The sequence below is a fragment of the Escherichia sp. KCJ4928 genome, from assembly GCF_004352695.1.
GTDB lineage: Bacteria > Pseudomonadota > Gammaproteobacteria > Enterobacterales > Enterobacteriaceae > ECMA0423.
The window spans coordinates 12,880-30,275 of sequence record NZ_SJWV01000004.1 but is presented as its reverse complement, the minus strand read 5'-3'; the positions used below and the strand labels follow the sequence as shown (position 1 = coordinate 30,275).

The 17,396-nt window shown below is 53.4% G+C and carries 15 protein-coding genes; 7 read left to right on the top strand and 8 right to left on the bottom strand.

What is annotated here, in order from left to right:
• Positions 1-52: 52 nt before the first annotated feature.
• Positions 53-1,333 carry a stationary phase inducible protein CsiE gene (gene csiE, locus E0D98_RS01330; RefSeq protein ID WP_000983004.1) on the top strand — a complete coding sequence of 427 codons (1,281 nt, stop codon included), beginning with the start codon at positions 53-55 and terminating at the stop codon, positions 1,331-1,333.
• On the opposite strand, the gene E0D98_RS01325 is transcribed toward csiE, so the two are convergent.
• Together E0D98_RS01325 and hcaR are read right to left on the bottom strand one after the other, a co-directional pair.
• Entirely contained in the window at positions 1,325-2,464 is a 1,140-nt protein-coding gene (locus tag E0D98_RS01325; RefSeq protein ID WP_000244193.1) for a 3-phenylpropionate MFS transporter, read from the bottom strand. The genes csiE and E0D98_RS01325 overlap by 9 nt on opposite strands.
• Positions 2,465-2,623: 159 nt before the next feature.
• Positions 2,624-3,514 (bottom strand): DNA-binding transcriptional regulator HcaR, encoded by an 891-nt coding sequence (hcaR, locus tag E0D98_RS01320; RefSeq protein WP_000423257.1) that lies wholly within the window; start codon positions 3,512-3,514, stop codon positions 2,624-2,626.
• A 135-nt stretch (positions 3,515-3,649) separates the two neighbouring features.
• On the opposite strand from hcaR, the gene hcaE reads away from it, so the two are divergent.
• From hcaE to E0D98_RS01290, 6 genes are all read left to right on the top strand, one after another.
• Positions 3,650-5,011, top strand: coding sequence for a 3-phenylpropionate/cinnamic acid dioxygenase subunit alpha (gene hcaE, locus E0D98_RS01315; RefSeq protein ID WP_000211165.1), 1,362 nt, complete (start codon positions 3,650-3,652; stop codon positions 5,009-5,011).
• Positions 5,008-5,526: a 3-phenylpropionate/cinnamic acid dioxygenase subunit beta gene (gene hcaF / locus E0D98_RS01310; protein WP_001276088.1), complete on the top strand. Its 519-nt coding sequence runs from the start codon at positions 5,008-5,010 to the stop codon at positions 5,524-5,526. Before hcaE ends, hcaF begins: the two co-directional genes overlap by 4 nt.
• A complete protein-coding gene (locus tag E0D98_RS01305; protein ID WP_001080102.1) occupies positions 5,526-5,846 on the top strand; it encodes a bifunctional 3-phenylpropionate/cinnamic acid dioxygenase ferredoxin subunit in 321 nt (106 codons plus the stop codon). The genes hcaF and E0D98_RS01305 overlap by 1 nt, the downstream gene beginning before the upstream one ends.
• Entirely contained in the window at positions 5,843-6,655 is an 813-nt protein-coding gene (gene hcaB / locus E0D98_RS01300; RefSeq protein ID WP_050877160.1) for a 3-phenylpropionate-dihydrodiol/cinnamic acid-dihydrodiol dehydrogenase, read from the top strand. The genes E0D98_RS01305 and hcaB overlap by 4 nt, the downstream gene beginning before the upstream one ends.
• A 9-nt stretch (positions 6,656-6,664) precedes the next feature.
• On the top strand, positions 6,665-7,867 hold the full coding sequence (gene hcaD, locus E0D98_RS01295; RefSeq protein ID WP_000660754.1) for a phenylpropionate dioxygenase ferredoxin reductase subunit: 1,203 nt from the start codon (positions 6,665-6,667) through the stop codon (positions 7,865-7,867).
• A gap of 96 nt (positions 7,868-7,963) precedes the next feature.
• On the top strand, positions 7,964-8,386 hold the full coding sequence (locus tag E0D98_RS01290; protein WP_001087249.1) for a DoxX family protein: 423 nt from the start codon (positions 7,964-7,966) through the stop codon (positions 8,384-8,386).
• Positions 8,387-8,433: 47 nt separating this feature from the next.
• Here the strand turns inward: E0D98_RS01290 and E0D98_RS01285 are convergent, their stop codons facing one another.
• The 6 genes from E0D98_RS01285 to E0D98_RS01260 all read right to left on the bottom strand — a co-directional run bounded on the left by E0D98_RS01285 (position 8,434) and on the right by E0D98_RS01260 (position 17,363).
• Positions 8,434-9,306, bottom strand: coding sequence for an aldose 1-epimerase (locus tag E0D98_RS01285; protein WP_000158495.1), 873 nt, complete (start codon positions 9,304-9,306; stop codon positions 8,434-8,436).
• 11 nt (positions 9,307-9,317) lie between these two features.
• Positions 9,318-10,412 carry a zinc-binding dehydrogenase gene (locus E0D98_RS01280; protein WP_000700809.1) on the bottom strand — a complete coding sequence of 365 codons (1,095 nt, stop codon included), beginning with the start codon at positions 10,410-10,412 and terminating at the stop codon, positions 9,318-9,320.
• Between the two features lie 32 nt (positions 10,413-10,444).
• Positions 10,445-11,443, bottom strand: coding sequence for an ABC transporter permease (locus tag E0D98_RS01275; protein WP_001276691.1), 999 nt, complete (start codon positions 11,441-11,443; stop codon positions 10,445-10,447).
• A 24-nt stretch (positions 11,444-11,467) separates the two neighbouring features.
• A complete protein-coding gene (locus E0D98_RS01270; RefSeq protein ID WP_000493471.1) occupies positions 11,468-12,979 on the bottom strand; it encodes a sugar ABC transporter ATP-binding protein in 1,512 nt (503 codons plus the stop codon).
• Positions 12,980-13,001: 22 nt separating this feature from the next.
• Positions 13,002-13,985, bottom strand: coding sequence for a substrate-binding domain-containing protein (locus tag E0D98_RS01265; RefSeq protein WP_001142420.1), 984 nt, complete (start codon positions 13,983-13,985; stop codon positions 13,002-13,004).
• A gap of 96 nt (positions 13,986-14,081) precedes the next feature.
• Entirely contained in the window at positions 14,082-17,363 is a 3,282-nt protein-coding gene (locus E0D98_RS01260) for a DUF5107 domain-containing protein (RefSeq protein ID WP_001351417.1), read from the bottom strand.
• Between the last annotated feature and the right edge of the window lie 33 nt (positions 17,364-17,396).

Below are 17,396 nucleotides of genomic sequence, written 5' to 3'. Positions count from 1 at the left end.
CCTGAGCAAACTTTAGCTATTCTTATCAATTATGCTTATGGGAGATCTACAGATGATGCCTACGCTTGCTCCACCATCTGTCCTTTCGGCTCCCCAGCGCCGCTGCCAGATCTTGCTGACGCTCTTTCAGCCGGGGTTGACCGCCACCACGGCAACTTTCAGCGAGCTTAATGGTGTGGATGATGATATTGCCAGTCTTGATATCAGCGCAACAGGACAGGAGATCCTGCGCTATCATCAACTCACACTGACGGCTGGTTATGACGGTAGCTACCGGGTTGAAGGTACAGTGCTTAACCAACGTTTGTGTTTATTTCACTGGCTACGACGTGGTTTCCGTCTGTGTCCATCATTTATTACCAGCCATTTCACCCCCGCCCTGAAGAGTGAACTGAAGCGGCGCGGAATTGCGCGTAACTTTTACGACGATACCAATCTACAAGCGTTAGTGAATCTCTGCTCCCGACGACTGCAAAAACGCTTTGAAACGCGCGATATTCATTTCCTGTGTCTGTATCTGCAATATTGTTTGCTGCAACACCACGCTGGAATTACGCCTCAGTTTAATCCGCTCCAACGTCGCTGGGCGGAATCCTGCCTTGAATTTCAGGTAGCGCAGGAAATTGGACGCCACTGGCAGCGTCGGGCGCTCCAGCCTGTACCGCCTGATGAGCCACTGTTTATGGCATTACTTTTTTCCATGTTGCGGGTTCCCGATCCATTGCGTGATGCGCATCAGCGAGACAGACAATTGCGTCAGTCTATCAAACGTCTGGTAAACCATTTTCGTGAGCTGGGAAATGTTCGTTTTTATGATGAACAGGGGTTATGCGATCAGCTTTATACCCACCTCGCCCAGGCGTTAAATCGCAGTTTTTTTGCCATCGGTATTGATAATACCCTGCCGGAAGAGTTCGCCAGACTGTACCCACGCCTGGTGCGCACCACCCGCGCGGCGCTGGCCGGATTTGAAAGTGAATACGGCGTCCATCTTTCTGATGAGGAAAGTGGTCTGGTCGCGGTGATTTTCGGTGCCTGGCTAATGCAGGAAAACGATCTGCATGAAAAACAGATTATTCTACTGACCGGGAATGATAGCGAGCGAGAAGCGCAGATTGAGCAGCAGTTACGCGAACTAACGTTACTGCCGCTCAACATTAAGCATATGTCGGTAAAGGCATTTTTGCAGACAGGCGCTCCGCGTGGCGCGGCACTGATTATTGCGCCTTATACCATGCCATTACCGCTCTTTTCACCACCGCTGATCTATACGGACCTGACGCTGACAACACATCAACAGGAGCAGATCCGCAAAATGCTCGAATCAGCATGAGGGAACAACTTTCGGGCGCAAAAACATTGCCGGCAGCGCCACCAGCGCCATTACCCAGAACACGCCGTGGCCCAGATATTGATACAGGAAACCGGCGAAAACGGTCATGATAGCGATACTGCCGCCCATCGCGACGGCAGAGTAAACCGCCTGTAAACGGATGACTTCGCTACCCTGGCGAGCAGCAATATAACGCATGGCGGCCAGGTGGCAGACCGTGAAGGTGCCGCAATGCAGAATTTGCACCACTATCAACCACGGCAACGCCGTAGTTGCTCCCATAATGCCCCAGCGCACTACGCCGCAAATCGCCGAGATCAACAGCATATCGCGTGCACTACAACGGCGGAAAAGTTTATTACTCAGCGCAAAGATAATGACTTCCGCCACCACGCCCAGCGACCACAAATACCCCACCGCCGAGGCCGAGTAGCCAGCTGCCTGCCAGTAAATGGCGCTAAAACCGTAATAGGCCGCATGTGCCCCCTGCAATAAACAAACGCAGGCCAGAAAGCGCCAGTTCTGGCGAACCAGCGCCAACCACGCTGACCAACCGGTGCTCTCCTGCTGGCGGCTTGCCCCTTGTGGCTGAATCGTCGGACGGATGAGAAAGCCGAGCAGCATGGATGCCACGCCCAACGTCAACAGCGCGAGGATCACCCGATAATCAAACATAGTGACCAGTTTGCCCGTCAGCGCCGAGCCAATGACAAACGCCACCGAGCCCCACAGTCGCACTTTGCCGTAATCAAGCGGGAACTGCTTTTGCCACGTATTCGCCAGTGCATCGGTCAACGGTACCAGCGGTGAGAAAAAGAGGTTAAAGCCAATCATCACCAGCATCAGCCACGCTACGTGCGCCCCCGCCCAGAAGGCAACAGCAAAGAGAAGTGTCAGCAGTGCCAGCACGCGCAAGGCGGAAATCAGGCGGGAAGGATCGCTGACGCGGGGCGCGATGAGCAAACTCCCGAGAAAACGGGCAACCAGACCTGCCCCCAATAACAGGCCGATGGTTTCTGGCGTTAAACCAATCCCTTTAAGCCAGACGCTCCAGAAAGGTAGAAAAATGCCGTAACTAAAAAAGTATGTGAAATAGCCGAGCGCCAACCAGCGCGTGGATTGCAAAACCATGAGTCCCTCCCGTCAGGAGGCGTTAGTCTGGGGTTAATCGAATGTTGGTGCAAGTTGAAAAATAAGAATATTCGAGCCTGCTTCCCGATGTCTGTAACGCCAGTTCACAAGCACTAAAAAACTGCGATCCGCGACGCATGTTGCAAAAATAATGCGTAATTATGCCGTTACGCTTGCCAAACGTTCCTGCACAATGGCGATGAAATCGCGTAATGCCGGCTTCATCTCCCCTTTCTTCCACGCCATCAGTAAAGCAATGGAAGGCACATTTCCGGCAATGGGACGAAAAACAACCTGTCCGGTATTAAAATTATTCATATAACCGGGTATCAAAGTGACGCCCAGCCCCATGCCCACCAGATTCATGGTCACCAGAATATTCGTTGCCACCTGGACGATATTTGGCTGGCTGTTTTCTTGCGCAAACCACGCTTTAACGATCGGCGCAAGCGAACCGGAATACGCCGGATCGGTACTGACGAAATTCACGCCATCCAGTTGCGCGGCGGTGATCTCTTTTTCATGTGCTAAAGGGTGATCAACCGGTAACACAACCACTAATGGTTCGTCAAAAAGCTCCAGATAATCAATCTCCGGGCTATAAACAGGATGGCGCATTAAGCCGACGTCGAGTTCACCACGGCGAATTTTTTCCTCCTGTTGCGTGGTGATTAAACTCACCAGCTCAATCAAGGTGTCTGGCTGTCTGAGACGAAACATCGGTAATACTTTTGGCAGTAAATTCACTTCCGCCGATGGCACAAAGCCAATGGTTAATTGTCTGTCTTCCTGAACAATTTTCCGCGCCCGTAATTTGGCATTTTCCGCTTGTTCGAGGATTGCCAGCGCGTCCTGGAGAAAACATTCTCCCGCCGCCGTCAACGCGACTTTGCGCTTATCCCTCACCAGTAACGGAACACCGACACAGTTTTCAAGATCGCGGATCTGGCTGCTTAACGAAGGCTGTGAGGTATGCAGTTTTTCCGCCGCACGGGTAAAGTTCAGTGCCTGCGCCACTGCGACGAAATAGCGTAAATGCCGTAGTTCCATCACCTTCCCCTTGTTATCGAAAAAACGTCTCAGCTGGTAGAAATTAACTATTTCACATATTAGCAACCAACCAGCAACATCCTTATGGCACAAAAATAGAAGGTCAATACATCTTATCTTTCAGGATTAAAAAATATGACCACACCCTCAGATTTGAACATTTACCAACTGATTGACACCCAAAACGGTCGGGTCACTCCGCGTATTTATACCGACCCAGATATTTACCAACTGGAGCTTGAACGTATTTTCGGCCGTTGCTGGTTATTTCTCGCCCACGAAAGCCAGATCCCAAAACCCGGTGATTTCTTTAACACCTACATGGGAGAAGATGCAGTTGTCGTGGTGCGCCAGAAAGACGGCAGCATCAAGGCGTTTCTCAACCAATGCCGCCACCGGGCCATGCGTGTGAGTTATGCAGATTGCGGCAACACTCGCGCCTTTACCTGCCCGTATCACGGCTGGTCTTATGGCATTAACGGCGAGTTGATCGATGTACCGCTGGAACCTCGCGCCTACCCACAAGGGTTGTGTAAATCCCACTGGGGGCTAAACGAAGTTCCTTGTGTGGAGAGTTATAAAGGACTGATTTTTGGCAACTGGGATACCAGCGCACCGGGCCTGCATGATTACCTGGGTGACATTGCCTGGTATCTGGATGGCATGCTGGATCGTCGCGAAGGCGGCACCGAAATTGTCGGCGGCGTACAAAAGTGGGTGATCAACTGTAACTGGAAATTCCCGGCAGAGCAGTTCGCCAGTGACCAGTATCATGCTCTGTTCAGCCATGCTTCTGCCGTTCAGGTATTAGGGGCGAAAGATGATGGCAGCGATAAGCGCCTCGGTGATGGACAAACCGCCCGCCCGGTGTGGGAAACCGCCAAAGATGCGCTGCAATTTGGTCAGGACGGTCACGGTAGCGGTTTCTTCTTTACTGAAAAACCGGATGCTAATGTCTGGGTCGATGGCGCAGTTTCAAGCTATTACCGCGAAACCTATGCCGAAGCAGAACAACGTTTAGGTGAAGTTCGCGCCCTGCGCCTGGCGGGTCATAACAATATTTTCCCCACGCTTTCATGGCTAAACGGCACTGCCACACTCCGCGTCTGGCATCCGCGCGGCCCTGATCAAGTTGAAGTGTGGGCGTTCTGTATTACTGACAAAGCCGCCTCCGATGAAGTTAAAGCCGCTTTTGAAAACAGCGCCACTCGTGCTTTTGGTCCTGCTGGTTTTCTCGAGCAGGATGACTCGGAGAACTGGTGTGAAATCCAGAAATTGCTGAAAGGTCACCGCGCCCGCAACAGCAAACTGTGTCTGGAAATGGGGCTTGGTCAGGAAAAGCGCCGCGACGACGGCATTCCTGGCATTACTAACTATATCTTTTCAGAAACTGCCGCTCGTGGAATGTACCAACGCTGGGCCGATCTTCTGAGTAGCGAAAGCTGGCAGGAAGTGCTCGATAAAACCGCCGCTTACCAGCAGGAGGTGATGAAATGAGTGCGCAAGTTTCACAGGAGTTACATCACCGCATTAGCCAGTTTCTCTTTCACGAAGCCAGCTTACTGGACGACTGGAAATTTCGTGACTGGCTGGCACAGCTCGACGAAGAGATTCGTTACACCATGCGCACCACGGTTAACGCGCAAACGCGCGACCGCCGCAAAGGCGTTCAGCCGCCGACAACCTGGATTTTTAATGACACCAAAGACCAGCTGGAGCGGCGAATCGCCCGTCTGGAAACGGGCATGGCCTGGGCAGAAGAGCCGCCGTCACGCACTCGTCACTTAATCAGCAACTGCCAGGTAAGCGAAACCGACATCCCAAACGTATTTGCCGTGAGGGTGAATTATCTACTTTATCGGGCACAAAAAGAGCGCGATGAAACATTCTATGTTGGAACGCGTTTCGACAAAGTTCGCCGTCTGGAAGATGACAACTGGCGCTTGCTGGAACGGGATATCGTCCTGGATCAAGCGGTGATCACTTCCCATAACCTGAGTGTACTGTTCTGATGAATCGAATTTATGCGTGTCCCGTTGCGGATGTGCCGGAGGGTGAGGCTCTCCGGATAGATACCTCGCCCGTCATCGCCTTGTTCAACGTGGGCGGCGAGTTTTATGCCATTAACGATCGTTGCAGCCATGGTAATGCGTCGATGTCAGAAGGGTATCTGGAAGATGACGCCACGGTGGAGTGCCCGCTACACGCCGCCAGTTTTTGCCTGAAAACGGGGAAAGCGTTATGCCTGCCCGCCACCGATCCGCTCACCACTTATCCAGTACACGTTGAAGGTGGTGACATTTTCATCGACTTACCGGAGGCGCAGCCATGAGCGATCTACATAACGAGTCCATCTTTATTACCGGCGGCGGATCGGGATTAGGCCTGGCGCTGGTCGAGCGATTTATCGAAGAAGGCGCGCAGGTTGCCACGCTGGAACTGTCGGCGGCAAAAGTCGCCAGTCTGCGTCAGCGATTTGGCGAACATATTCTGGTGGTGGAAGGTAACGTGACCTGTTATGCCGATTATCAACGCGCGGTTAATCAGATCCTGACTCGTTCTGGCAAGCTGGATTGTTTTATCGGCAATGCGGGCATCTGGGATCACAATGCCTCACTGGTTAATACTCCCGCAGAGACGCTCGAAACTGGCTTCCACGAGCTGTTTAACGTCAACGTACTCGGTTACCTGCTTGGCGCAAAAGCCTGCGCTCCGGCGTTAATCGCCAGTGAAGGCAGCATGATTTTCACACTGTCAAACGCCGCCTGGTATCCCGGCGGCGGTGGCCCGCTGTACACCGCCAGTAAACATGCCGCAACCGGACTTATTCGCCAACTGGCTTATGAATTGGCACCGAAAGTGCGGGTGAATGGCGTCGGCCCGTGTGGTATGGCCAGCGACCTGCGCGGCCCACAGGCGCTCGGGCAAAGTGAAACCTCGATAATGCAGTCTCTGACGCCGGAGAAAATTGCCGCCATATTACCGCTGCAATTTTTCCCGCAACCGGCGGATTTTACGGGTCCGTATGTGATGTTGGCATCGCGGCGCAATAATCGCGCATTAAGCGGTGTGATGATCAACGCTGATGCGGGTTTAGCGATTCGCGGCATTCGCCACGTAGCGGCTGGGCTGGCTCTTTAAGGAAGCACGATGAAAGAAAAAACGATCATTATTGTCGGTGGCGGGCAAGCGGCGGCAATGGCTGCGGCCTCGCTACGCCAGCAAGGGTTCACCGGTGAGCTGCATCTGTTTTCCGATGAGCAACATCTTCCTTATGAACGCCCCCCGCTCTCGAAATCCATGTTGCTGGAGGATTCCCCGCAGTTACAGCAGGTGTTACCCGCTAACTGGTGGCAGGAAAACAATGTTCATCTGCATTCCGGTGTAACCATCAAATCGCTGGGCCGCGACACAAGAGAGTTAGTGTTAACCAACGGCGAAAGTTGGCACTGGGATCAGCTGTTTATGGCAACCGGCGCGGCAGCCCGACCGCTGCCGTTGCTTGATGCACTGGGAGAACGCTGCTTTACCCTGCGCCATGCCGGTGATGCCGCCAGACTGCGAGAAGTTCTGCAGCCCGAACGGTCAGTCGTGATTGTCGGTGCCGGAACTATTGGTCTGGAACTGGCTGCCAGCGCCACGCAGCGCAGATGTAAGGTGACAGTGATTGAACTGGCGGCAACCGTCATGGGCCGTAATGCACCACCGCCCGTGCAACGCTATCTTTTACAGCGCCATCAGCAGGCTGGTGTGCGCATTCTGCTCAATAATGCCATTGAACATGTGGTCGATGGTGAAAAAGTAGAACTGACGCTGCAAAGTGGCGAAACGCTTCAGGCCGATGTGGTGATTTACGGTATTGGTATCAGCGCCAACGACCAACTGGCTCGCGAAGCCAACCTTGATACTGCCAATGGCATTGTCATTGATGAGGCTTGCCGCACCTGCGATCCCGCGATCTTTGCCGGTGGCGATGTGGCAATCACCCGTCTTGATAATGGCGCACTACACCGCTGCGAAAGCTGGGAAAACGCCAATAACCAGGCGCAAATTGCCGCTGCCGCAATATTAGGGCTACCGCTTCCGCTACTGCCGCCGCCGTGGTTCTGGAGCGATCAGTACAGTGATAACTTACAGTTTATTGGCGATATGCGTGGTGATGACTGGCTTTGTCGTGGCAACCCGGAAACTCAGAAGGCGATTTGGTTTAATCTGCAAAACGGCGTGCTTATCGGTGCGGTCACGCTGAATCAGGGGCGTGAGATTCGCCCAATCCGCAAATGGATCCAGAGCGGCAAAACGTTTGATGCGAAACTGCTGATAGATGAGAACATCGCGCTTAAATCACTGTAACCAGGATAATTAGCGAATATCTCAATGCCTGGGGCGTGGCGAGGTGCAAGAGTGTGTATTACGTTTAAATCACATTATCTTGCAAAGGGATTGGTTATGAACTCACTACGTTATTTTGATTTTGGTGCTGCCCGCCCTGTTTTGTTATTAATTGCCCGTATCGCCGTGGTCTTAATTTTCATTATTTTTGGTTTTCCCAAAATGATGGGCTTTGACGGTACGGTCCAATATATGGCCTCGTTGGGCGCGCCAATGCCGATGCTGGCAGCGATTATTGCGGTAGTTATGGAAGTGCCCGCCGCGATATTAATTGTGCTTGGCTTTTTCACCCGTCCGCTGGCGGTGCTGTTTATTTTCTACACGCTGGGTACGGCGGTGATTGGTCACCATTACTGGGATATGACCGGCGATGCGGTTGGGCCAAATATGATTAATTTTTGGAAGAATATCAGCATCGCTGGCGCGTTCTTGCTATTGGCAATTACCGGGCCGGGGGCAATTTCTCTCGATCGCCGTTAGGAAAGATGCCGGATGCGGCGTGAACGCCTTATCCGGCATTTTATAAATTACAGTAACGCAACCCGCAACGACATCTCTGAGGTTGTTGATTCCCCTGGTGCTAGCGCAATGAGATCACCACCTTCCGGGCGATGATGGTCATCCGGCGCATGGCTCATCGGTTCCAGACAGAAGAAATCAAACGCATATCCTTTATCAAACGCCGGGTCGGAAACAAAGATGAAATAACACGGTGCAGGTGGCGTCGTTTCCATGATGATGGCATAACCCTCCTGCGGCTGCTCGATGCGGGCCTGACCATTCCATCCGGCAAAACCATTATTCACCCACTGGCGCGGCAACGGCGCGGGCTGGTTAAAATCCAGTTCCTGCGGTAGCTGCTCGCAAAACTCACCCGCCAGCCACTGCTCCCGCTCCAGCCAGTAACCGCTCGCCTGTGCCTGAATCCGCGTTTGCGGCGACAACGGAAAATAAGGATGCCAGCCGGTACCAAATGGCAGCGTCTCTGCCCCTTGATTGGTGACAGAGAGCGTCACCGTCAGCGTATCCGCCGTTAAATGAAACGCCTGACTTACCCGATAGTGATAGACACCGCTGCGATGTTCATACACCAGACACAAACTATCATCGCTGTGCGAGACACATTGCCACTCGCCCAGCCAGCCATCGCCGTGTAGATAGTGCGCATCCCACTCAACATTCGGTTGCAGTTGATACTCACGCCCCTGCCAGACAAAACGATTGCCGCTCACCCGGTTTGCAAATGGCACCAGCGGAAAACATGAGGCATCGGTTGCCACACCGCTTTTTTTACCAGGACGTAAGAGCGGCGTCGTATCGCGCCAGAAGCCTTCGATTACGCCGCCCTGGTCAGAAACGTCCAGCTTTAGCGCCCCGTGGGATAAGGTATAGATGGTCATCCGCTAACTCCTTAATCCGGGAAGTTAATCACAACTTTCCCGCATTTGCCGCTCGCCATCAGCGCATAGGCATCACCTGCCTGTTCCAGCGAGAAGCGATGGGTAATGGCGTTACGCGGCCACAGCTTCCAGTCAGTCAAATCGTGGGCGCATTTTTCCATATGGAACAGACTGGTCACCCAGGAGCCGATAATCCGCCGTTGATGGTGCATCAGATCGGCGCTGACCTCGAATTCCACTTTTCCGGTTTCACCAATGTAAACCACCCGTCCCCAGTCAGCGGTGGATTGCAGTGCCAGCAAGCGACCTGCGGCATTACCAGAACAATCGAGCGCAACATCCGCGCCACCGTGGGTGAGTTCGGCGATAATCTGCGGCAGACCTTCGGTGGTTGCTAAATAGCCGTGATCCATCACCCCTAACTGTTTTGCCATCGCCAGACGTTCCGGCAGCATATCAACGCCGATGATCCGTTTTGCACCGCGACCTTTCGCCAGCATCATCGCCATCATACCGACCGGCCCCAGACCGACCACCAGCACGTTATCGCTGCCGGAAACTTCGCCGCGCAAAATCCCTTCATAGGCCGTGCCAACGCCGCAACTGATAAACGCACCATCTTCGTAGCTCAGCGCATCCGGCAGGAGGATCAGATCTTTTTCTTCCGCCAGCAGATATTCGGCATGACCGCCGTCACGCTGCCAGCCGTAAGCCGCTTTTCCTTTGCCAGTACAAGAGATAGGAAAGCCGCGGCGGCAGTTCGGGCAAAAACCACAGCCAGAAATGTGATACACCAGCACGCGGTCGCCCTCTTTAAAATGGCGGCAGCCTTGCCCCATCGCCACAATCTGCCCGCACGGTTCATGACCGTTGATAAATCCCTGGTATAACGGTTTATCGGGTGCCGCCGCCGTGGCACGGTGTTGATGATAGATATAGTGGACATCGCTTCCGCAAATCCCGGAGGATTTCATTTTGATCAGTACCTGGTTAATCCCCGGCGTCGGCACCGCAACTTCCCGCAGATCGACGGTTGAATTTCCTGGTAAATAAGCTGCCAGCATCGTTTTCATAAATCCCTCATTAACAATACGATTAATTTTCATCTCTGCCGCACCCGCGCCAGGGGCGTTAAGGTTTAGCGTTTCGCTTTACTGCTTCGCTGGGTCAGCAAGATATTCGCCAGCACCGCCACCACGATGATGACGCCGCGTACCACCTGCTGGAAAAAGGAGTTAATACCGAGCAGCACCAGACCGTTACCGATTAGCGTAATCACCAGCACACCAAGCAATGTACCGAACAGGGAACCGCGACCGCCGGAAAGTGCCGTACCGCCGACCACGACCGCGGCGATGACGTCAAACTCCAGACCGTTTGCGGCACCTGCGTTACCAGAACCGAGGCGCGCCGCCAACAAAATGCCGGTCACCGCCGCTAATAATCCCGAAAGGGTAAAGATAAGAATGCGCACCCGACGAACGTTGATGCCGCACAACTGCGCCGCCGTAGCATTACCGCCAACGGCAAAAACCGAGCGCCCGAAGGCGGTTTTGCGGCTGATGAACACAAACAGCGCAAACAACACAATCATGATCAGCGCGGATACCGGCACACCGAGAAATTGTCCGCCCAGCCAGTCCAGCACCTCGTTTTCGTCAATCGGCACTGGCAGTGCGTTCGTCATAAACAGCCCCATTCCGCGCAGGGCGCTCCACAGCCCCAGTGTGGCAACGAAACTTGGTACGTTAAACACGCCGCGCAGCACCCCGGCCAGCGTTCCCATCAGCGCGCCTAACAGCAACACCAGCAGACACGCCACCGCCAGCGGAACTTCAAATTGCAGCAAAAATGCCAGGCACACCGAGACAAAAGCCACCATCGGCCCAACGCTGACATCAATTTCACCGGAGATAATAATCAGCGTCATCGCCCAGGCGGCAATCCCAATGGTGGCGGCATCGCGCAGCACGTTCATCTGGTTATTCAATGAGATAAAGCCAGGCGCATTCAGGGAGAAGACCAGATAAAGAATGGCGATTACCACCAGCAAACCGATCTCATTAATATGGCGACTGACAAATTGTTTGAGCGAGACGCTCTTGCCCTGCGGCAATGATAATGACGAAGCAGACATCTTCAGGTTCCTCGGTAAAATTCATCAGTGCACAGACAGAATGGCGGACATCAGCTCATCCACATTGACCGGCGAGTGAAACTCCTGCGAGAACGTACCGTGCTGTAACAACAGGATGCGGTCGCACACCAGCGGCAACTCCTCCACTTCACTGGAGATAAACACCACGCTTTTTCCTTCGGCAGCCAGCTCACGGACAATACGGTAAATCTGCTGTTTGGCTTCGATATCGACGCCGCGCGTTGGCTCGTCGAGCAACAAAATCTGGCTGGCGGCATAGACCCAACGACCGATCACCACTTTTTGCTGATTGCCGCCAGAAAGCGTGCCGATGGGCGTTTCGCTACTGGCGGCCTTGACCGTCATCCGCTGCATCACCTCTTCGGTCAGGCGGCGGATGGTGGACCATTGCAGTACGCCGTTGGCGCTGATTTTTTGCCGATTGGTCAGCACTGTATTTTCGTCAACGCCCAACCAGGGAATGATCCCCGCTTCTTTGCGGTTTTCTGGCGTATAGCCAATGCCGCGTTTCAGCATGTCGCCGTAATCGGGGCGCGTGATTTTCTCGCCGTTGATAACAATTTCGCCCTGTTCATACTCCTCCAGCCCAACAATCGCCTTCAGCAATTCACTGCGCCCTGCCCCCAGCAGGCCAGCAATGCCAAGCACTTCGCCGCGACGTAACGTAAAGCTGATATCCTCCAGCTTGGGCTTATGGCGTAATGCACGGACTTCCAGCACGGCCTGATCGACAATTTCCTGAGGGGCTACCGGCGCAATATCAACGTGATCGCGCCCTAGCATTAGCGACACAATATGATGCGTGGAGGTGTTTTCGAGCATCACATCGCCCGCCACCTGACCATCGCGCATAACGGTGGCACAGGAGGCAATGCGGCGAATTTCTTCCATCCGGTGGCTGACATAAATCACCGCCACGCCCAGTGCCGACATCTTTTTCACCGCGCTGATCACCAGTTCAACTTCCGCACTGGCAAGCGAACTCGTAGGTTCATCAAGAATGACCACGCGCGGCTCGCCCTTCATCACCCGTGCAATTTCCACCAGTTGCTTTTGCGCCGGGCTTAGCGTTGAAACAAGTTGTTCAGGACTAACGTCAACGCCCAGCGCCTGTAAGCAACGTTGGGCATCCTGCGCCATTTGCAGGTAATCGATCATGCCGTTGCGGCGGGGCCACTGACCGAGGCAGAGGTTTTCCGCCACCGTCAGCCCTTCCACCAGACTTAACTCCTGATAAACCGCACGAACCCCCAGTTCAGCGGCACGGCGAGTCAACGTAGCTTCGTCACCTTCCAGTCGCGTCTCGCCAATCCAGATATCACCGCTATCCGGGCGTTCACTGCCGGTAAGCATTCGAATGAGAGTCGATTTGCCCGCGCCGTTTTTACCTAACAGCGCACGAACTTCGCCTTTATTGAGCGTGAAGTTAACGTTATCCAGCGCAACGACGCCGGGGTAACGCTTATTTCCTGCCACCACTTTTGCTACCGGGACTGCCTCTGTTGCCGTGAACATAGGGACCTCTGCGAATCAGCGATTAGGGCAGACCATCAACGTGCGTTGCCAGCCACTGTTTACCATCTTCCGTTTTGGTATAGAGATCGATTGGCACCTGAATCACTTTTTCACCGTCGGCTTGTTTATTGATAACCTTCAATGTTTGCGCGAGAACAGCATTGCCCATTTTCTTACCGGAAATATCCACTACCGCTTTCAGCACCTGATTGTTTTCCAGCTCCTGAGCAATTTCAGTGGTCATATCCGAACCGAAAACAGCAATTTTTCCGGCCTGATTTTGATTACGTACCGCTTTTACCGCGCCGAGTGTCGCACCGCCCGACTCCCCCATAATGGCGTTGAGATCCGGCGTGGAGATAATCAGTTTTTCACCAACGGAAATCGCTTTATCTAAAACAGTCCCTTCCTGATTAGCGACAATTTGCGCGCCGGGAACGCGGGATTTTAATACTTCTTCAAATCCTTTACGTCGCTGCACACAAACTTCAAAGGCTTCGCAATTGATGACGGCAATTTTCGGCTGGTCAATTTTATTGGCAATAAAATAATCGGCGGCAGCGTTACCCAGTTTTTTACCAAATTCCAGCGGATCGCCGACCAGATACGCCGAGACATATTTATCGACCCCCTTTTGATTAATACAGGTGTTGTAGCAAATCACCGGAATACCCGCTTCACTGGCGCGACGAACGGTACGGCTACTGCCATTTTCAGACACTGCCGATAAAATAATGGCATCGACATTACGCGCCACGAGGGTATCAACAAAGGTACTTTCTTTCGAAATATCACCCTGGGCGTTAGTTTCAATTAACTGTACCTGTACTGAAGAATCTTTTGCCGCATCCTGAACGCCCTGACGCACTCCAGCGTAATATCCCTGAGTATCAAGGTATATTGCGCCAATGGTCATTTCTTTTTCCGCAGCCCTGGCAAATAGTGCGCTACCTAATAGCGTAGCCATTAATAATAGATTACGGGTTGTTCTGATTTTTGTAGGCATAGAGCCTCCTGTAGGGTTTTTATTAACAACGGCTTATTCTAATTATTTTGTGATGAGCGGCAGCGCGTGCCGCTCAAATATTACAGTTAATAGGGTTTAGTGAACGTAGTTAAAAATAAAAGGCATCACGGTGGTGAATAATGCCGCTTTCGGCCAGGCCGGATTAATCGCCGTCAATTCAGCGCGAGCAGACTCATATTGCGCAACCTCCCCGAGTCCCGCGGACGCCAGCATCGCCACCATCAGGCATTTTTCTTTATGCTGCTGTTGTAAATCGCCATACAGCGATAACAGGTCAGGTTGTGAAACAGCAAAGAAATCCGCCTCAATACTGGTTTTCGCCATCTCTTGCGCCCACTGTTTCATTTCACTAAACAGTTGCTGTGCGGTGTGTTGTTCGCCCAGCAGTCGCAGCGCCATTCCTTGCCAGAAGAGATAATCAACCGGCTGATCGTTGTAATAACTGTGGATGTTAATGGTGCGATCGCCGGTCGCCGCCAGACGTAAACAACGCATCGCTTCAGTTTCATCGCCCTGCGCGTTGGCGCATATCGCCTGCCAGAACCAGATGTCGTTATCAGTTTGCCCCGGTAAACGGCCTTCGCTTAAATTCTCCGGATAATGCAGCGCGGCATGAAGCAGTTCGCTGGCCTGCTGCGGCTGTCTGGCATCAAGGTGCTGCCAGGCGCGTAATAACTGGTTGAGGATAAACTGACTGGTGACCTTCCCTTCCCCGCCTTCCCACGGGTGGAATTTGCGCGTGGCGAGAATGTCCGCCGCTTTGTCTGCCTGACCCGTGAGATGCCACAAATTGAGCAACTCTGCTGTCATGTCGTCGCGTTTCAGCGCAATTTCCAGATTATTTTCCAGACGCGCCAGTCGTTTCTCCGGTGTGGCTCCGCTTAACTTATCAAGCAAATCCCGTTCGAAAAGCAGACGTGCATCCTGCGGCGCAAGCTGATAAGCATTATCAAGATAACGCGCGGCCAGCTCATAATCGTGTTGCTTATTCCACGCATGGATCGCTAACCCGCGCCAGCCGTCGGCAAACTCCGGCGACATCTCTACGCAACGTTGCCATAAGGTAATGGCTTTGTTGTAGCTACGCTTGTTGTAGTAGAAGCAGGCCAGTAAATGACGGGCAAACCAGCACTCTTCAATACTCTCCAGCGCCGCCACTTCTTCCAGCGTATTCGGGAAACGGACAAACTGCGGGAAGACATCAATGGCTTTTGCGACCAGTTCGCCGCGTTCGGCTTTCGGCAATAAACTCGCCTGCAGGTAAAGCGGCAGCGTGCGCTGGTAGTCCAGTGCGTTCAGCATCTCTGCCGCCAGGGTGGGCATTCCCCAGTTAATCAGTTGCCCGGCGGTCATCAGAGCGTTAACGTCGCGTCCCTGACACAGACCGCGCCACTGCGCGAGGGCTGATTCGCTACGACCATCGAACCAGTTCAGCCACCACAGAGTGGCGTTCAGCGGATAATCACGCAGCAGTTTCGCGCGCTGCAAACGCGCGTTGTCCTGACGACCACTTAACACCAGCAGCAGATTATGCAGGCAAAGCACTTCCTGATTGGTTGGGCAGGCACGAAGACTTTGTTGGCAAAAATCCAGACCAGCGTCGAAGTTACCATTACGCGCCGCCAGTCGTGCCAGGCCATAATAGCCACCGGCTTTGCTGTTGCCGCTCCAGACCGCACGCCAGAAATCCTCTTCGGCTTGTTGATATTGTCCCTGACGTTCGTAAGCACTGGCGCGAATCAAACTGGCCTGTCCGCACTGCGGATTTTTGTTCAGCGCATGTGCGCGTTTCAGCGCCTGAGTGGCATACGCCACCGCTTGCGGGAAATCTGCGCGGTTATATTCCAGCATCGCCAGCGCCAGGTTACAGCGGTAATCCAGCGGATCCAGCACCACGCCGCGCAGGTAGTAATCGAACGGTGAACGGCTGGCGTGATGATATTGCTCCAGATGCTGACCGATAAACCAGGCTTCATCTGTACTGGTAATGTCTTGTGCTGCGAGTGGCGCTTTGGCGACGTCCGGCAACGGCAACTCTTGCGGCTGATGTTCCTGATAACTCAGGACAATATTGCCGTCGGCATCGGAGAGCTCAATGGTCAACCTTTCAGGATTGATACCGTGCAACACGCCCTGGATGGCGGTCGCAGGCATCAGTGCCACGGCATCATCAAGTAACGCGTTGCATTTGCCGATTTCGCGGATCGCCAGGCGGTATCCGTTCAACGGAGAGATGGCATACAGCCCCCACTCAATCCCCCGCTCACTACGCTGGAGTTTTATCACCGCATCGCGGGAGGCATTTTGCACCATGCCCAAAGAATGATAAGGCAGGAAATACTGCTCAAAACGCTTCTCTTCGTAAGCATCAAGCCAGGTAAAATCAGGCTGGTTATCGGCAAAAATACCGGTCATCAGTTCGATATACGGGCCGTTATTGTCGGTCAGACTCTTGTCCCACGCCTGGCCGAATTCACTGTGTCCCCAGCTCCACTGTTTTTTACCTGGCGCGATATGGTGGTTGGCAACGTGTAGCAAACCGCCATCTTCATCGTGACACCACGCGCCAACAAAATCGTACTGTGATTTTTCAGCCATATATGAGGTTGGAACGGGCACATTTTTATAGCGAGAAATGTCCACTCCGGCGGAGTAGTCCACTTTGTAGTAAGTGCCGGTGGCGATGGGGAAAGCGGAGACGGCCCGTTTGCCGTGATCAAACACCGCAGTCACATCCGGTGGGAAGACGCTCTGATGCCCTTCCCCCCCTTTCACTGCCGGGTTGGCCCACCACAAGAAATGACGCGGCGTGGCGTTACCGTTATAGACGCGGCTGGCGATTTCCAGCGCCGCCCGGTCAGGGCGCAGGGTGAAACCTGTCATCACCTGTAAACCATGCATCGGCTCCGTTTCGCCTACCCACACCGTCTGTGCACCGTCTTCATGGGCTTCGAGGGTGAAATCAACGGGCATAAAGGTGGTCGGGCGATGATGTTGCGGCCAGTTAAACTCAATCCCACCGGAAATCCACGGCCCCAGCAGCCCCACCAGCGCAGGTTTAATGACTTCATTGTGATAAACAAAATCGCGCTGTTTCACTTTATCCCACGCGCGATGCACACGACCGCCCAGTTCCGGCAGGATCATCACTTTGATGTAGTCGTTTTCCAGCCACACCGCCTGCCAGGATTTCAGAGTTTTCTGCTCGCTCAGCGTATCGGTCACGCCGTAGGGATAAACCGCGCCGGACGATCCCTGATAAACGCGATTTTCCAGGAACATGGGATGTATATCCTGCGGCCCGGTTTCATAGGTCGGGATCTCAACGCGCTCTTGCCACACTTTTACTGGAGTCATGGTGCCCTCAATATTAACAAGACATACTGAATT

Bases quoted from the DNA above. Each gene is read 5' to 3' on its own strand.
- hcaB (WP_050877160.1), top strand. From the start codon at position 5,843: ATGAGCGATCTACATAACGAGTCCATCTTTATTACCGGCGGCGGATCG.
- csiE (WP_000983004.1), top strand. From the start codon at position 53: ATGATGCCTACGCTTGCTCCACCATCTGTCCTTTCGGCTCCCCAGCGC.
- E0D98_RS01280 (WP_000700809.1), bottom strand. From the start codon at position 10,412: ATGAAAATTAATCGTATTGTTAATGAGGGATTTATGAAAACGATGCTG.
- hcaF (WP_001276088.1), top strand. From the start codon at position 5,008: ATGAGTGCGCAAGTTTCACAGGAGTTACATCACCGCATTAGCCAGTTT.
- E0D98_RS01285 (WP_000158495.1), bottom strand. From the start codon at position 9,306: ATGACCATCTATACCTTATCCCACGGGGCGCTAAAGCTGGACGTTTCT.
- E0D98_RS01260 (WP_001351417.1), bottom strand. From the start codon at position 17,363: ATGACTCCAGTAAAAGTGTGGCAAGAGCGCGTTGAGATCCCGACCTAT.
- E0D98_RS01305 (WP_001080102.1), top strand. From the start codon at position 5,526: ATGAATCGAATTTATGCGTGTCCCGTTGCGGATGTGCCGGAGGGTGAG.
- hcaD (WP_000660754.1), top strand. From the start codon at position 6,665: ATGAAAGAAAAAACGATCATTATTGTCGGTGGCGGGCAAGCGGCGGCA.
- hcaE (WP_000211165.1), top strand. From the start codon at position 3,650: ATGACCACACCCTCAGATTTGAACATTTACCAACTGATTGACACCCAA.
- E0D98_RS01290 (WP_001087249.1), top strand. From the start codon at position 7,964: ATGAACTCACTACGTTATTTTGATTTTGGTGCTGCCCGCCCTGTTTTG.
- E0D98_RS01275 (WP_001276691.1), bottom strand. From the start codon at position 11,443: ATGTCTGCTTCGTCATTATCATTGCCGCAGGGCAAGAGCGTCTCGCTC.
- E0D98_RS01325 (WP_000244193.1), bottom strand. From the start codon at position 2,464: ATGGTTTTGCAATCCACGCGCTGGTTGGCGCTCGGCTATTTCACATAC.
- E0D98_RS01270 (WP_000493471.1), bottom strand. From the start codon at position 12,979: ATGTTCACGGCAACAGAGGCAGTCCCGGTAGCAAAAGTGGTGGCAGGA.
- E0D98_RS01265 (WP_001142420.1), bottom strand. From the start codon at position 13,985: ATGCCTACAAAAATCAGAACAACCCGTAATCTATTATTAATGGCTACG.
- hcaR (WP_000423257.1), bottom strand. From the start codon at position 3,514: ATGGAACTACGGCATTTACGCTATTTCGTCGCAGTGGCGCAGGCACTG.